The 15,736-nt window shown below is 67.8% G+C and carries 13 protein-coding genes and 1 pseudogene; 7 read left to right on the forward strand and 7 right to left on the reverse strand.

The annotated features are described in order from the left end of the window. Positions 1-329: 329 nt before the first annotated feature. Positions 330-656 (forward strand): annotated as a pseudogene (locus ACTWPB_RS15095) (transglycosylase family protein); the annotation flags it as partial. A gap of 43 nt (positions 657-699) precedes the next feature. On the opposite strand, the gene ACTWPB_RS15100 reads toward ACTWPB_RS15095, so the two are convergent. Further along, complete coding sequence (locus ACTWPB_RS15100; protein WP_446221306.1) at positions 700-1,974, reverse strand: PucR family transcriptional regulator; 1,275 nt, start codon at positions 1,972-1,974, stop codon at positions 700-702. Between the two features lie 152 nt (positions 1,975-2,126). Here ACTWPB_RS15100 and ACTWPB_RS15105 point away from each other — a divergent pair, with 152 nt between their 5' ends. Next, entirely contained in the window at positions 2,127-2,348 is a 222-nt protein-coding gene (locus ACTWPB_RS15105) for a hypothetical protein (RefSeq protein WP_446221307.1), read from the forward strand. Then, entirely contained in the window at positions 2,345-3,718 is a 1,374-nt protein-coding gene (locus ACTWPB_RS15110) for a lipase family protein (RefSeq protein WP_446221308.1), read from the forward strand. Before ACTWPB_RS15105 ends, ACTWPB_RS15110 begins: the two co-directional genes overlap by 4 nt. A 159-nt stretch (positions 3,719-3,877) precedes the next feature. Here ACTWPB_RS15110 and ACTWPB_RS15115 read toward each other — a convergent pair whose 3' ends face one another. From ACTWPB_RS15115 to ACTWPB_RS15130, 4 genes are all read right to left on the reverse strand, one after another. After that, positions 3,878-4,441 carry a hypothetical protein gene (locus ACTWPB_RS15115; RefSeq protein ID WP_446221309.1) on the reverse strand — a complete coding sequence of 188 codons (564 nt, stop codon included), beginning with the start codon at positions 4,439-4,441 and terminating at the stop codon, positions 3,878-3,880. 312 nt (positions 4,442-4,753) lie between these two features. Further along, positions 4,754-5,443 carry a hypothetical protein gene (locus ACTWPB_RS15120; RefSeq protein WP_446221310.1) on the reverse strand — a complete coding sequence of 230 codons (690 nt, stop codon included), beginning with the start codon at positions 5,441-5,443 and terminating at the stop codon, positions 4,754-4,756. After that, a complete protein-coding gene (locus ACTWPB_RS15125; RefSeq protein ID WP_446221311.1) occupies positions 5,443-6,099 on the reverse strand; it encodes a hypothetical protein in 657 nt (218 codons plus the stop codon). The genes ACTWPB_RS15120 and ACTWPB_RS15125 overlap by 1 nt, the downstream gene beginning before the upstream one ends. 210 nt (positions 6,100-6,309) lie before the next feature. Beyond that, complete coding sequence (locus tag ACTWPB_RS15130) at positions 6,310-6,804, reverse strand: hypothetical protein (protein WP_446221312.1); 495 nt, start codon at positions 6,802-6,804, stop codon at positions 6,310-6,312. A 99-nt stretch (positions 6,805-6,903) separates the two neighbouring features. Between ACTWPB_RS15130 and ACTWPB_RS15135 the strand changes: the two genes are divergently transcribed. Beyond that, complete coding sequence (locus ACTWPB_RS15135; RefSeq protein WP_446221313.1) at positions 6,904-10,266, forward strand: WD40 repeat domain-containing protein; 3,363 nt, start codon at positions 6,904-6,906, stop codon at positions 10,264-10,266. A 509-nt stretch (positions 10,267-10,775) separates the two neighbouring features. On the opposite strand, the gene ACTWPB_RS15140 is transcribed toward ACTWPB_RS15135, so the two are convergent. Both ACTWPB_RS15140 and ACTWPB_RS15145 read right to left on the reverse strand, forming a co-directional pair. Further along, positions 10,776-11,768 carry a cation diffusion facilitator family transporter gene (locus ACTWPB_RS15140; protein ID WP_446221314.1) on the reverse strand — a complete coding sequence of 331 codons (993 nt, stop codon included), beginning with the start codon at positions 11,766-11,768 and terminating at the stop codon, positions 10,776-10,778. A gap of 169 nt (positions 11,769-11,937) precedes the next feature. Then, entirely contained in the window at positions 11,938-12,273 is a 336-nt protein-coding gene (locus tag ACTWPB_RS15145; protein WP_446221315.1) for a hypothetical protein, read from the reverse strand. 229 nt (positions 12,274-12,502) lie between these two features. Here ACTWPB_RS15145 and ACTWPB_RS15150 point away from each other — a divergent pair, with 229 nt between their 5' ends. From ACTWPB_RS15150 to ACTWPB_RS15160, 3 genes are all read left to right on the forward strand, one after another. Continuing rightward, positions 12,503-13,039, forward strand: coding sequence for an RNA polymerase sigma factor (locus ACTWPB_RS15150; protein WP_446221316.1), 537 nt, complete (start codon positions 12,503-12,505; stop codon positions 13,037-13,039). Positions 13,040-13,226: 187 nt separating this feature from the next. Next, entirely contained in the window at positions 13,227-14,627 is a 1,401-nt protein-coding gene (locus tag ACTWPB_RS15155; RefSeq protein WP_446221317.1) for an N-acetylmuramoyl-L-alanine amidase, read from the forward strand. A 77-nt stretch (positions 14,628-14,704) separates the two neighbouring features. After that, entirely contained in the window at positions 14,705-15,736 is a 1,032-nt protein-coding gene (locus ACTWPB_RS15160) for a CobW family GTP-binding protein (protein WP_446221318.1), read from the forward strand.

The raw sequence follows: 15,736 nt of genomic DNA on the forward strand, positions 1-15,736 counted from the left end.
AACGTGATCGGGGTCTCCGAATCCCTAGGAGCCCCGTCACATTACGACGCTATAACGACAGTAGTGTGATTACCGATTTATGCGGGCCGACCAGCGGTGAACAGTGTTCGTTTGGACAATATCCGCTACAAACGGCTCCGTGATCGGCACGTGATCTCGGAGCGCATTCCGGCTACATTCGATCTCGGCTTGAACAACAACCCGAGCCGAATCGAATCGCAGAACGCCGGAAAGCCTGCCCCGCGATTCGAGGATCCCCGACATGACTGAGGGGCAGGGACGCGGTAGTTTTCATCACCGAGTCGGTGGGCGCAGGCAGGAAATACTTTATGTCTTTGAATCGCAAGTTCACCACCCGTGCCCTTGGTATTGCCGCTGTTGCCGGCGCGATGATCGCCGTCCCGGCCGGTCTGACCACCGCAACCGCCTCGGCGAACAACTGGGACGCCGTGGCGCAGTGCGAGAGCACGGGCAACTGGAACATCAACACCGGTAACGGCTACTACGGCGGCCTGCAGTTCTCGCAGAGCACCTGGGAAGCCTACGGTGGCGCAGGCACTGCCGACAACGCCAGCCGTGACGAGCAGATCCGCGTGGCCGAGAACGTGCTGGCCGCGCAGGGTCCCGGTGCCTGGCCCGTGTGCAGCGCCTACCTGTAAAGCGCGCTGACACGTAAGACTTTCCTTGTCGGGAAACGAATTACCCGCTATTCGATGCACACGTCGAATAGCGGGTTTTTTCGTTTTCCGGAGAATCCAGTCGATACACCGTGAGTGATGCGGCGAGCATTCGTGAATCCGTCGGATCGGCCGGGTCGAGGCCGGTGAGTTCGGCAATCCGGCGTAACCGATAAGTAAAAGTATTCGGGTGCACGTGAATCAGTCGTGACGCCGTTTTGCGGTCGCCGCCGTGGACGAGATGCGCTTCCAGTGCGTCGATCAGGTGCGGACTGCTCAAGAGCGGAATCACCCGCTGCGCCAGGCGTTCCCGGGCCGGGCCGGGCCGGGTGAGCTGGTATTCGAGCAGTAGATCGTCGAGTTGATAGCAGCCGCCGGGCTTGCCGCGTAAGCGCGCCAGTTCGGTCAGTTCGGTCGCGTCCTTGGCCGCTGCTGGAATCGCATCACGGCTGATCCCCGAGAATTCGGCCAGATACACCGGTACACCGAACTGTGCGCGCAGGCGATCGGCGAGTTCGTCGAACCTCGCCGCGTCGAGGACGTCGGTTTCCGAACTATGACTCAGCAACGCGATGCCGTGGGTGCCGTCGAAGGTGGCCGGGGTGGTGGTTCCGGTGAGTTCGTCCAGCGCGCGCTGCAGCACCCGGATCCGTCGCCTGGTCACCAGGTTGGCCGCGGTGCCGACGCGGGGCGGTTCGCTCAGGTGGATCGCCAGCACCGTGTACTGGTCGGCGAGGACCGTATCGGCGCGGGCGGCGAGTTCCTCGGCGGGCAGACCGCGGACCAGCGCCGAACACAGTTCCCGGCGCGCCTCGCGTTCAGCGTGATAGATCGACTGCTCGACCTCGGTGTAGGTCTCCACGACCGTCATATTGATGTGGCGCAGCAGATCGAGCAGGCGGCTGCCGACCCGTGCCATCTCCGCGGTCTCGGTGGGCAGGGCCAGCGACAGTGCCTCGGCGAACACCGACTGCGCCGACCCGTGGATCGCGCCGATCAGCATCGGCAACGGCAGCCGGTCCTCGGCGTGACGCTCGGCGACCGGGGCGACGAACGCCGCGACCTCGGCGTAGGTGAATTCCCGGTCGGCGCCGATCGCCTCGAGCACGGCCCGGCCGCACGCGTAGATCGTCGGCAGCACTTCCGCGGTGAAGTGGCCGTCGGGGAGCTCGGCGGGTGCGTTGGCGCCGAGACCGTCGGCGAGCATGCGTTCGGAAATCTGTGGCCATCGGGTCAGCAGGCGAGCGGTCAGCGCGGGGAGCGCGGGGAGTTCGGAGACGGGGTGTTCGGAGAGCATGACTCGATTGTGTCCGACGACAGGGCGGTACAGCAGCATCCGATCGAAAACGAACAGAACTTGGCTCCCGTGCCAATCTCGTCCAGAGTTTCTCGTTGCCCGGTGCAGTGACATCACTAGGTCCTTGGCCATAGATTCGCAGAGCTACGGAAGTGAAACCAACGCTGATCGGTGTCGGCGCCACCCACCACGGCACCTCGCTGCTGGGGATCGCCACCCTCGGTCGACGGGCGAGCGGGACGCCCCAGCCCCCCCTGACCATGATGTATTCGCCGCGCGCGACCTCGATCGCGCTGCGTGCTCTCGACCCGGAAGGCAGTCCCACCGTGACCTGTGCGTTCAACCCCTGGTTCTCCGGCAGCGGCAGCCGATGACCGCCGACACGTCGGCAGCGGTCCGGTACCACGCGCCACTGCTACCGCCCGACGACCCGTTCTACGCCACCCCACCCGGCATCGACGCGCTCGCGCCCGGGACGGTGGTGCGGTCGCGGCCGGTGGAGGTCGCGCTGTTCGGCGTGATCCGGCAGCGGATCACGGCGTGGCAATTGCTGTATCGCACTTGCGATCTCGATGGTGCGCCGGAAGTCTCGGTGACGACGGTGCTGCTGCCCTGGGGTGCTTCGGCGCGGCCACGGCCGCTGGTGTCGTTCCACTGCGCGATCGATGCTGTTGCCCCGCAGTGTTTTCCGTCGTATGCGTTGCGGCGCGGTGCGTGGACGATCGGTTCGATCGCGCCGCTCGAGCTGCCGATCATCGCGATGGCCCTCGCGCAGGGGTGGGTGGTGTCGGTGCCCGATCACGAAGGGCTGGGTGGCCGGTTCGGAGCGGCGCGTGAGCCCGGATATCGTGCGCTGGACGGGATTCGGGCCACCCTGGCATTTGCCCCGATGGCCTTGGCGCCGACCACTTCTGTTGCCCTGTGGGGCTATTCGGGCGGTGGGCTGGCAACGGCGTGGGCCGCGGAACTGGCCGCCGAGTACGCACCGGAGCTGAATATCGCCGGCGCGGCGGCGGGTTCGCCGGTGGGTGACCCGGCCGCCGCCTTCGAGCGCCTCAACGGTGGGTGGTTCGCCGGGTTCCCTGCGGCGTTCGTCGCGGGTTTGCGGCAGGCCTATCCCGAGCTCGGTCCGCTGCTGCACGATCACCTCGACGCGCGATACCGAGGTCTGCTCGGCGAAGCCGAAGAGCGCAGTACCTTCGCGCTGCTGCTGCGATTCGCCCGTCGCGATGTCTCCCGGCATCTGCGCGGGGGCATCGGGGAGTTGCTCGCTGAACCCGTCCTGCGCCGCATTCTCGCTGACATCGAACCCGGCACTCGCGCGCCCGCGGCACCGCTGCTCATCGTCCAGGGGGTGAACGACGAGGTGATCGCCGTCGCCGATATCGACGCCCACGTGCGGCGCTATCAGCAGGCCGGGGCGACGGTGCGCTACCTGCGGGTGCGCCGCGGCTCGCACCTGCCACTCGAATTCCTCATCGTGCCAGCGGTTCTCGACTGGCTCACCGACAGATTCGCCGGCTGTCCCGCGCCGACCGGTACGTGCACCGTGGCCTCCGTCGCCCGTTCGCCGAGGGCCTTACGCACACATCTCGCGTTCGTGCGGCTGGTATTGCGCATGCTCGCCGGAATGCCGATCGGTGCGACGGCGGGCGCGGCGTCACCGGAACGAACCAGCTGGTGTCGCAGCGATTCCGAACACACCGACGTTGTCGACAAGGCTCCGATCGCCGGTGGATGCTGAGGCGGTCCGCTCCGGGCCGTGCGGTGGGCCCGCCTCCGAGATCGCCGTCGCCCGACCGGTTCGGTACGCCGCCGCTGTCACGGACTCGACTGAGTGGCACCGGGTTTCGGCCTGCCGATGCCGGAGAACTCGACAGTCGAACGAACTGATCGGTCGAGCTCACAAGTCCGCCACGTATCGGTCGTCTTCGGGATGTGCTTCGACCGCTGCCAGATAGACGTCGAGGCGGCGCCGCAATTCATGCACGGCCAATTCCTGTGCGGCCACCAACTCGTCGACGGTGACCCCACCGGGCGAAGTCACGGTCGGTCGGTACGCGCAGAGATCGGCGCGGTCTGCCTCGATCAACATGCGCTCCGCGGCACGCTCCTGCTTCTCGATGGCCGTGGCGCGGTGCCGGTTGCGGGTGTCCTCGTCGAGTCGATGACGGGCGATAGCGGCGATCAGGGAGTGCCGACGCCGATCCGCTCCGTCGACCTCACCATCGCGTTGTCGCCGCGCCAGCTCGACATCGGCCGTCGCGGCGAGCTCCTCGGCCCGCGCACAGGCGTCGCGCACGGTGTCGCGATGCTCGGCCTCACCCTCGGCGAGCAGCAATCGCGCCTGGGCTTCGAAAGCCTCGGCCGTCGTCCGCAATCCCGCCCTGGCATGCGCGCTCACCTGAAACACCATCGCCGCGGCGACAGCGAGCTGCCGCGCTGCGTCGTTCCTCGAAGGTGTCATCCCCGTGTTCCTCACTACCGGGCCCCATCAGCGGCCGTCGAGAACAGAGATGCGCCACGTCCCGGCGGCGGTTCGCCGCGAACCGTTCGTCCCCCGCACGGCATCTGTGTCGGTGAGGGGTTTCACCGACGCCGTTGCCACCACCGCAGCGGCGTCGGTGGAGTACTACCGCCCCGGGAGTGACGGCCGCGCCGAGTGGAGCCGCAGGGGGGTTCCACCTGGTGGCGGTGCACCCCCAGGGCGGATCGGAACCCGAGTGCCGGACAAGCACTTCCGGCACTCGGGTTAGTGTCTACGACGGATCAGTGACGATCAGCTCAAGCCTGCGACGATCGCGGCCCGCACCGGATCACCGGCGGGCAGGCCCTTGGCCACCCGGCGCCACGCGTTGCGCCCAGCCGTGAGTGAGCAGCGCACCGCGTCGGTGACCGCCGAGGTGTGTGTGCTGCCGAGTGCGGCACCCGGCAGCAGCGAGATCTCGAGATCCTCGGACATGGTGAGCGCCTTGGTGACGACCTGCCCGGTGAGCGTGCCATCGGCATCGGCGTAGAGGACAACGAGCAGTTCGGTGCGCTCGGCACCGAGACTCACCGCGACCCGCACGATGTCGCCCGCCGCGGCCCGAGCACCGAACGAGTGCACCGAGATCCGGGTCTGCTCCGCGCCCGCGGGCGAGCGGGTGAATTCGATCCCCAACTCCTGGTCGAGCTGTTTCTGCACAGCGCGGATCGCCGTCCTCTCGCCCTCCGACGACGCGGCGAGCGGTTGCACGGTCCAGCCGGGCACCGCCATCACGGCGCGGCGCGCGCCGAGATCGCCGACGGCGGTCGAGCCGGCCTCGCCGCGCGACACCGCGCCGCCGCGTAACAGTCGCTCGGCGATCCGTGCCCCAGCGGCGGCGGACTCCGCATCCACATCCGGGCTGTCGGACTCGGCGAAGGCGATCAGCACATCGATATCGACCGGCAGACTCAGGCGGTCCGCGTCATGATCCGGCGCCATCACGATGTCTCCTCGTTGTCCCCGTCGCGGGCGTCGAGCTGCGCGCGCACTGCCTCGCGGAGCAACTTGGCGCCTGCCGCGCGTAATCGCTTGACCTTCTCCTGGCTGAACCGCAGGTCTCGGGCCACCTCACCGGTGGTCTGCACATCGGAGTAGCTGCCGTCGGTGGCGATCACGAAGGTCGCGCGGAGCACGGCCGCGGTCTCCGCGTGCGCGATCGAGGCCAGCGCGTCCCGCAGAATCGCGCGGTCGGCGAGCCGGTTCTCGGCGTCGCCACACCGATGATCCTCGAGGACCAGGACGGCCGACTCGTAGTCGACCCGGTGACCGGGGTTGCGCTTCTCTGCGGTGCGACTGCGCCGGTCCTGCAGCACCCGCCACTGAAGCTTCTTGAGCACCAATGCTTTCCAGTGCCGGATCCGCTCGGTGGGCAGCGTCGCCGTGAGCTCGACCATCGTGTCCTGGGCGACATCTTCGAAGTCGCTGCGCATATCCGGGTCGAGCCGATCCAGGACGTAGCGCGCCTTGGCCGCCGCATAGCTCGACATGGTGACCAGATCGGCGCCGAAGATGTGGTCGACGACCGCGGGACGTAGACGTTCGGGGACTTCGCTCCACGCGGCGCCGAGCCACTGGTCCATGGGCTCAGAACTCACCTGGTACCCCCACTCGGCCTGCGATCGGCACACCACGGCTCGTTTCCCCGACGCCGTCGATGCTACCTGCGCCGCAGGCCGGGCCGACGGGAGACAGCGGACCGCGGTCCGGGATCGAACATGTCGCATCGCGAAGCCTCCTGTCGGGTCGATCGGCTCCTACACAGATGCGGTTGCCGCCCTGAGCGGTTCGCCGGGGGACACGCGCGATCAGGTCGGGCACGCCGGGGAGGCGACCATGAACGAGAACGCGATCTGGCAGTACCAGGCCTTTTCGACCTTCCACTTCCCGTCCTCGGCGACGAAGTTCACGATGACCGGGTGTGGCGCGCTGTTGTTGATCGACGCGGTGCCCTCGGCGAGCATGCCGGGTGGTGCGGTCCGGGTACCCGTGATGGTGATCGTGATGGTGGCCCCGCCCTGGCGGGGGGCGTCGGCGACTCGGTTCGGCAGTTCGGGGTCACTCCCGATGCCCTGGATGAGCTCGATCTTCTCGGCGTTGGGCACTGCCGTGTCGAGCAGTCGCCGCATCAGCTGCTCGACCTCGTCGGCACTCGGCAGTGGCAGTGGTGCGGAAATCTCTTGCGCTACAACTTTTCTCGGCTCGGTGGTGTCCTCGGCGGCGGCACAGCTCGCCGACATCGCGATCACGGCGAACAGGGCCGCCGCGGTCAGCGTGCGTCCGGCGATGTGTCGTCTCGACAACGTGGTCCTCCGGGGCAATCGATGGTGTGCTGGAATTCCATCGTATCGGGGCATTCTCGGGAGGGCCTGCGGTGATGCCTGGCGGAAGACGGGGGAGACATGGCGGTCGAATCGACCGATCAGCCGGCTGCGGCGCTGTTGACCGATGACGCGGTGCTGATCGAGCTGACGGGCGCGCCGCAACGGTGGCTGACCCTGTGCCGCGATGCCGTTGCCGCCGGGCCCGATGCCGCGCGCCGGCTACTCGAGCACCGCCGGGAGACGGGTGTGCTGGCACGGCAGTCGCTGGCCCGCTGGAAGAACCTCGCCACCGACGACGATCTGCTCGAGGAAGAGGCCGAGGATCCCGATGCGCAAGACCGCCGGATCACCGCGGATCTGTCCGCGGCGCGCGCGATGGCGGTGCTGGCGCAGGCACTGACCGGTTCGGTCGACACCGGCGCCGCGTGCCAGACCTTCCTCGATCACGCCGAACGCGCCGGGCTGACCTCGGTCGGCACCCAGTTGCTGCCCGCGGGTATTCCGATCACCAGTGCGAATGCCCCGCTCGGCGATATCGTGCGCCATCTGCTCGGTCAGGGCGGTCGCGCGGCGCGCGGGTACGCCATCATGGCCGCGCTGGAGCTGGCCGGGCACACCCTCCCGGTCGTGCGCGCCAGCCGGATCAGCGTGCTGTTCGCCAGCCTCGGCGGCAGTGGCGAGGTGGGCGTGCTCCGCCTCGACCAGATTCGTGGTGGACCGAGCGGCCTGCATCCCGACCCGGCGCGGATGGGCTTCCTGCAGGCCGATCGCGAATTCACCGACAGCCTCGAAAGAGCGTGGCGCATCAGCAGATTGGCCGGTACCGACGCGTGTGTGCTGTGGTCGGTCTCGACGCACGGCAGCGCACCGGCCAATGACATCAACGGCGCCTCGATGGGCGCGGCGTTCGCGGTCGCCCTCGACGACCTCGCGCCGCGGCACGCTCTGCTGCGACGATTGCGGCCCCGCCGGCTGGACCCCGAGTGCGCGGTCACCGCAGGGCTGTCCGGCGCGAACCTGACCGCCGTCGGCGGCTACGCGGGCAAATTGACTGCCGCACAACGCTCGTCGCTGCGCGTGGTGGTGGCGTCGGAGGCCTATCGGGAAGCAGCGGGCGAGGCACCACAGAACTACGCCGACCGGATCTCGGCCGCCCGCACCGTGTCCGAAGCGATCGCGAGGACCCGCACACGGGCGAACCTCGCGCTGTGGATCGTTTCCGTCGCGGCGGGCCTGGCGGTGCTGCTGGCGGTGGTGTCGGTGACCAATCTCGTCCAGATGCGCATCGAGAACACGGCCGCGCGAGCGGAATCGAACTCGCGCCTGTTCGCCGGCGTCGCCCGCGGCGGTGGCAGCCTCAATCCCGCACTGTCCCAGCAGATCGCGCTCGCCGCCTATCGAACCGCCCCCACCGAAGAAGCGCGATCGGCACTGTTGGAGAACACCGCGACGAACGCGCCCATCCGGATCAGCCCGGGTGTCGTGCTCGGCCGCGGCGTGGTCTTCGATCCCGACGCACCGCGCGTCGCGACCACCGCGCAGGGCGATGTGATCGCGATCGGCGAGGGCGACGGCTCCGTGGAATTGGTGCGGGTGACCGAGTCCGGCGTCGACCGGTGGCCACGGTTCGCCACCGGCAGTGGACACATCCGCGCCGTCGCGATCAGCGCGAATCACGAATGGCTGGTGGTCGCGGGCGACCTGCGATCGGCGTTGTGGAACATCGCCGACCCCGGCGCACCCCGCCTGGTGACCGAGCTACCGCTGTCGGGCCGGATGCCGTCGTCGGTCGCGCTGAGTCCCGACCTCGAGTTCGTCGCCATCGGCACGCACAGTGCGACGATGTCGAGCTGGCGACTCGGCGACGATCCCGCGCACCCGATCGCCTTGCCGATGCTGTCCTTGTCGGGCCAGCGGGTGGAGGTCGCCCTGAGCGATCGCACGCTGGTCGCGGCGGCGCCGTCGTTGTTCGGCGGAATCTGGACGACCACAGTGCGCGGCTGGAACACCGCGACCCTCGACCGCGATCAGACACCGGCGTTCGACCGCCGCATCGAACGGCCCGGCGGTGCGGAGGCGAGGTCGGTCGAGTTCACCGGCGACGGCACCGTGCTGGCCGTCGGTCTCAATCCGGGTGAGGTCGCGCGCTGGCGAGTCGGCGCGACCATCTTCGACCCGATGCCCGCCGTGACGAGGGGCGCCAACGAGTACCTCGACGTGTCGCTGACCGCGGACGGTCGATCCGCCGTGATCGTCGGCGGCGACACCAGGGCCCGCATCCGCGACCTGGACACCGGCGCGGAGCTGGTCACGCTCCCGATCGAGATGGTCGCGCATGCGCGCTTCCTGCGCGGTGGAAGATCGCTGGTGACCACGAGTTTCGACCATGCCGTGCACGTTTTCGAGTTGCCGGGTCCGGTGGTGCCGACCAGTCCGCTGACGCTGTTCCGGTTTCCGCTCGACCAGCCCGTCCTGCCGCAGGAGCTGTTCCCACACCTGCGCATGCTGGCCAGAACGCCCTTCGCCACCGATGCAACGCTGCTCGACGGCGACCCCGCCGGTCTGATCGACGTCGTCGCGATCGCCCCGGACGCGACCAGGGCGGTGACCAGAACCGAATCCACGATCCAGGTATGGGACATCACCGACCCGGTGCGTCCGCGTCGCGTCGGTGCGCCGCTGAGCGCGGCAGGCGTCGATATCCGTGCGATCACGTTCAGTCCCGACGGCGCCTTGGCCATCGGCCGCAGCCTCACCCAGACCGTCGAAATGTTCGACGTGTCCGGCGAACCCCGATTGCGGTCGAGTATCCGATTCGGCCGCGGCTACCCGACCTCGCTCGCCTTCAGCCCGGACGGCGGCCTGCTCGCCGTCGGCAGCCACCGCACCGGCAATGTCAGCGTCTTCGCGACCACACCCGCCGCGCCGCCGATCGCCGAACTCGCCGATCTGCGAACCCCGGGACAGACCATGTCGCTGGCCCTGAGTTCGCGCAACACCCTCGCGGTCGGCACGCTGACCGGTGCCTTCGTCTACCAGATCGGCAAGCCGGGTACGCCGCCGCGCGCCCTCTCCGTTCCGGTGGGTGCCAATGGGTCCGCGGGTTCAGTCGCCTTCGATCCGGACGGCACCCGGCTGGCCATCGACGACATCGTCAGCGGCACCATTCTGCTGTGGGACTACACCGACCCCGCGAACCCCACCACGTACGCCACCATCGCGCGGGGGCAGCGCCACCGGCAACCCACCATGCTGGCCTTCGCCGCGGACGGCGCCGTCCTCACCGAATCCGCCGTCGACGGGACCCTGCGCCAGTGGCGCACCGACGCCGCCGCCCAGGCTGCGCGGATCTGTGCCAGCGGCACCACCCCGATCACCCGGGAGGAATGGGCAGGCGCCCTGCCCGGCCACGCCTATGTGAACACCTGCCCGGCGCGCTGATCAGTGACCGCCCGACCGGCGGATTTCGCATGTGTGCGACATTGTGTATCGGTGCCCCTATTTCTTGGGGCAATGGAAATCCGGCCTTATCGGATGTCGCAATATGAATCTTATCGAGTTCTCAGAATTATTTGAGAAACATGGTGTATCGCGCGAAAATGCCAGGTGGGGACCGTGTTGTGGCTGAACTGTTACCAGTGTCACTAAATCGGGAAAACCGTAACTCGTGGCGTTTGAGCGTCGATACGCCATTCGTAAACCAGCTCCGGCTGGGCCTATGCGAGAAACAGAGGAATTACTATGATCCCCGTTATCATCGACACCGGTAGCGCCGCTCTGAACGGCCTCTTCGACACCTTCGGCGCCGCGCTGCACGGGCTGGTCAACACCCTGTGGACCGGTTCCTTCGGCGGCTGATACAGCCCCATAGGTCGATGAAACGACCTGGTCCTCGCTAGCGCGTGACCGACGAGAAGGCCTCGCACCAGATGGTGTGGGGCCTTCCCTCGTCAGTGGGTATGGGGTGCCCGTTCGGACACGTGCTTCGGGCCGTGCGAGTCGGCGCACGGGTGGGAATCGCGGTGGCCGATGTCGAGCAGTTTCGGGCTCGCGTGGTCGACCTGCAGGGTGACGTGCTCGATGTGGTGGTCATGGTCGAGCATGTGCGCGATGTCCTCGCGGACCGCATGGCAATCGTGGCCGGGTTGCACGAGAACGTGGGCCGACAGCGCGGGGGAGCCGGAGGTGATTTCCCAGATGTGCAGGTCGTGAACCTCGGTGACGCCGTCGCGCGCGGCCATATCGCGGCCGATCAGCGCGGGGTCGAGGTGTTCGGGCGCGGCCTCGAGGAAGATCCGGCTCGACGCCTTGATCAGCCCGATCCCGGCCTTGATCATCAGTGCCACCACGATCAGCGTGGCGACCACGTCGGCCTGTACCCAGCCGGTGAGGATGATGACCAGCCCGGCCACGGCGGTGGCGATGAACGCGAACAGGTCGTTGAGGATGTGCTGGTAGGCGCCTTCGACATTGAGGCTGGTGCGATCGGCCCGGCTGATCATCCAAGTGGCGAGCACGTTCACGACGATGCCGACCAGCGCGGTGATCAGCACCAGCCAGCCGTGCACCTCCGGCGGCTCGAACAGTCTGCGGATCGCCTCATACCCGAGCCAGGCCGCCAACAGCAGCAAGGTCAGTCCGTTGGCCTGGGCGGACAGGATCTCGGCCCGCTTCCAGCCGAAGGTCATCCGCCCGGTCGCGGGTCGCGCCGCGAGCCGGATCGCCCACAGTGCCAGCGCGATCGAGGCGGCGTCGGTGGTCATGTGCGCCGCGTCGGAGAGCAGTGCGAGCGAATCGGCGATGATGCCGACGATCACTTCGCCGATCAGGAAGGTGACGATCACCGCCAGCGCGCCGGCCAGCCAGCGCCGATCGCTGTCTGCCGATACCCCGTGGTCGTGCCCGTGCCCTGCGCGGGATGTGGATCCCTGTGCCAGTCCCATCGCGTTCCCCTCTTCTGCGGTTCGATCGGTCGCAATAGTATGCACACATCGCTATGTGTGCAATTCGTTCTTGGTGAGCACGGTCTTTGCTGGTCATCGGATATTGCCGCGCCGGAATCCACCCTATGCCTGAGCGTCCGGTCGCGGTGCCGCGCACCGAATCACTCGATCAGTCCTGATCGGGCCAGGTATCGGCGACGATCAACCCGCCCGCCGCCAGCACCAGCGCGTAGTGCTCGGCGATCACGCCGGACGGATAGGTCGGCCAGAACGACACCGCCCCGGTCGCCTTGTCGATGACGTACACCGAGCCGCCGATCGGGATCGGCCGATCCGCCGGCGTGTGCAACGGCTGAACCGCGAAAACGGCGAAGCCGTCAGCGAATTCGATAATCTGCCGATCGTGCCCCGGTAGCTCGGCGGGTAGGTGTTCGGCCGCCACACGAGTGGCCTCGGCCCGGTCGACCGGCGTCTGCGCGTCGGTCGGATAAGCATGGATGTCCACGTTGTTCACTCCTCGCGGCGATTGTCGTCGCCCTGCTGCGATCGTGCGAGGACTTCGCTCAAATGCGCGAGCCCGGAAAACAAGCGAGCCCGGCGTCCCTGCTCCCCCCTCCTGGAGCAGGCCCGGCCGGGCTCGCGAGAACTACTTTCCGGTATGGGCCCAGCAGGATCCTGAAGAGTTACTTAAGGCGCGGCGTTGTCATCGGCGCGGTCCACCGCGATATCCCCATATGACGGACAACTCCTGCGGTGCGCACTGCGCGCGCCTGTGTACCAGGGATGGGCTGGCCGAGGTGCTGGCCACCGATCGCGGCCTGCTGCACTGGCGGGCGATGCGCAGTCTCGGCGACGCGGGCCTGGCCGAGCACGCGGTGCAGGAGACCCTGCTGCGCGGCTGGCGTTCTTGTCGGGATTTCGACGGTCGCAAAGGCAGCGTGCGGACCTGGCTGCTGGCGATCGAACGCAATGTGATCATCGATATCGTGCGGGCAAGAGCTGTTCGGCCCGGTGATGTGGGCTGGGACGACATCACCGAGGTATCCGTCTGTGGTGGAACGGATTTCGCCGACGGACTGATCGACGGGCTGCTTGTCCACCAGCTGCTGGCGAGGCTCCCGGAACCGCAGCGCGCGGCGGTGACCGAGGTGATCCTGCACGACCGTGGGTACCGGGAAGTCGCCGCGGATTTCGGAGTTCCGGTCGGCACCGTGAAGACCCGGGTGCACTACGCGCTGCGGTCCCTGCGGCAATTGCCAGAAGTTGCCTGAGGTCGACGTCTGATCGCTCAACTGGGCATCCGAACAGCGTCTTTTCATACTTCCATCCAGTTACAACTCGGTAACTGTGCTTGCCCTGTGGTCGCCAACGTTGCAAGAGTTAACCACTGGGTTTGGTGTTACCAGGTGTTACCAATGGGAAGGGAGGGGTGCTCCGGTCCCGGAGCGCCGACCGAACATGCAACCAAACATCATCAAGGCCGGAATCTGCTCTACCGTCTCCGCCGCGGTGGTGGTGTCGCTGTCGGGGTTGGTCCCCGTGACCGCCCACGCCGCCCCTGAACCAGCTACCAGCGAGCTCGCCGGTAAAACGATCTTCCTCGACCCTGGTCACCAGGGTTCGGCGCATTCGCAGGACCTGAGCCGCCAGGTCGACGACGGCCGCGGCGGCACCAAGGACTGCCAGACCACCGGCATGACCTCCTTGAACGGCATCCCCGAACACACCATCAACTGGGACGTCGCCCAGCTCGTGCGGGCGTCGCTGGAGGCACTGGGTGCCGACGTGGTGCTGAGCCGCGCCGACGACACCGGGTGGGGCGGCTGCGTCGACGATCGCGCCCGCGCCGCCAACCAGTCCGGCGCCGACGTGGCCGTGAGCATCCACGCCGACAGCGCGGGCCCCGACCAGCACGGATTCCACATGATCGTGCCGCAGCTCCCCATCCCCGACACGGTCGCCGACAAGGCGCAGTCCGGCGACGGGCGACTCGCGTCGAGCGCGGTCCGGGACGCCTACCTGGCGGCCGGCTTCTCGCCCGCGAACTACGCGGGCGTCCTCGCGGGCCTGCAGACCCGCGCGGATGTGGCAGGCCCGGCGCTGACACAGGTGCCGCTGGTATTCGTCGAGATGGGCAACGGCGCCAATGTCGTCGACGCCGCACGGCTGGAATCGCGTCAAGGTCAGCTCGAGCACGCGGTCGCCATCACGACCGGCGTCGTCGGGTTCCTCCTGAACAAGCCGATCCCCGCCTTCGCCGCCGCACCCGGTCGGGTGCCGGTCGCGACCACCGCTCAGACACCCGAGCGCGCACCCGCGGCCGACCCGGCCGAATCCTCGAAGCCGGGAGAGGCCACTGCGTCGACCCCCGAATCCGAGGGGACGGCACCGGCCGCCTCGACGACTGCGACACCGGCGGCCCCCGCGCCGGTTCCCGCACCCGACCAGGTACCGGCTGATCCGATCCCGCTTCCCAGTGGCTCGAGCGATCTGACGGGACCGAACGAGGGCGGCGCCAACGGTCCCTCGGCGGAGGCAATCCCCGCGCGTGCCCCCATCGCGGAGCCGGTTCCGGTGGCCCCCGTGCGCACCGCGGCTCCCGGCGCCCCGGCCCGCACGGCGTCACCCGCGGCTCCCGCCGCACCCGCCACCCCGAAGAATCGCGGCACCACACCCAAAACCGAGGCAGTGCCGGACAAATCCAAGCTCGATCTGAGCACGCTCGGCGCCCCGATCACCACGGTCATGACGCTGCTCATGCCCCTGGCCCAAGCGCTCGGCATGGACCAATCAACCATCCCCGGCCAGCTGATCAATCTCGCGTACACCCTGGTAGGTATGGTTTTCGGCCCGTCCTGACGGGTCATCGCACCCACGCCGCCCACTCCTGATTCAGGGGTGGGCGGCGTGCTGTGTGGCTGCGGGGAGGTGGCACCATGGGTGCGGTGATTCCTGTCGTGATCGTTGCTGGGTTTCTCGGTTCGGGGAAGACGACCCTGCTCAACCACCTGTTGCGCAACAACCGGGGGATCCGGATCGGGGTGGTTGTCAACGATTTCGGGGCGGTCAACATCGACGCGATGCTGGTGGCGGGGCAGGTCGACGCGATGGTCTCGCTCGGCAACGGGTGCGTGTGCTGCGCGGTGGATGTGTCCGAACTCGACGATCTGTTCGCGCAGCTGGCGCAACCGCGCAGCGCGGTGGATGTGATCGTGGTGGAAGCCAGCGGACTGGCCGAGCCGCGCAACCTGATCCGGATGGTGATCGCCAACCCGAACCCGCGCATCGGCTATGGCGGATTGGTCGAAGTGGTCGATGCCGAGCAGTTCGCGTCCACCAGCACCCAACATCCTGAGCTGGTGACCCATCTGCGAATGGCGGATCTGGTGCTGGTGAACAAGGCGGACCGCGTCGAGGCCGCGGCGCTGGCCGGTTTACGCGCGCAGTTGGCCGACTGGGTGGGGCAGGTGCCGGTCTATGCGACAACGCACGGCCGGATCGATCCCGGCCTGCTGTTCGACGAACGGGTCCCCAACGAGCCGACAGTGGCCGAGCAGCTGAGTTTCGACACACTGCTCGACGACCATGACCACGACGACCCCGACCACCGGCATCTGCACGACGACTACGTCTCGGTGTCGTTCACGAGCGAGCGCGCCTTGAATCCCCGTGCGCTCGTGGGCTTTCTGGAGGATCCGCCGTCAGGTCTGTTCCGCGCCAAGGGATGTGTGACCTTCGCGGTGGCGGGGGAGCGACGCAAGTTCGAAGTCCACCTGGTCGGCAGGCACGTCGTCTTCACCCCCGGCAGCTGGGCACGCGGCGAGCGGCGCGTCTCGAACCTGGTGCTGATCGGCGCCGGACTCGACGCGGACGCGGCGCTGAAACGCTTGCACGACACCGTCTTCGACGGTGAGACACCCTTGGACGAGCAGGAGATGCTCGGCGTGTGGCGTTACGCCGCACAGTGA

The organism is Nocardia sp. IBHARD005 (assembly GCF_052814245.1).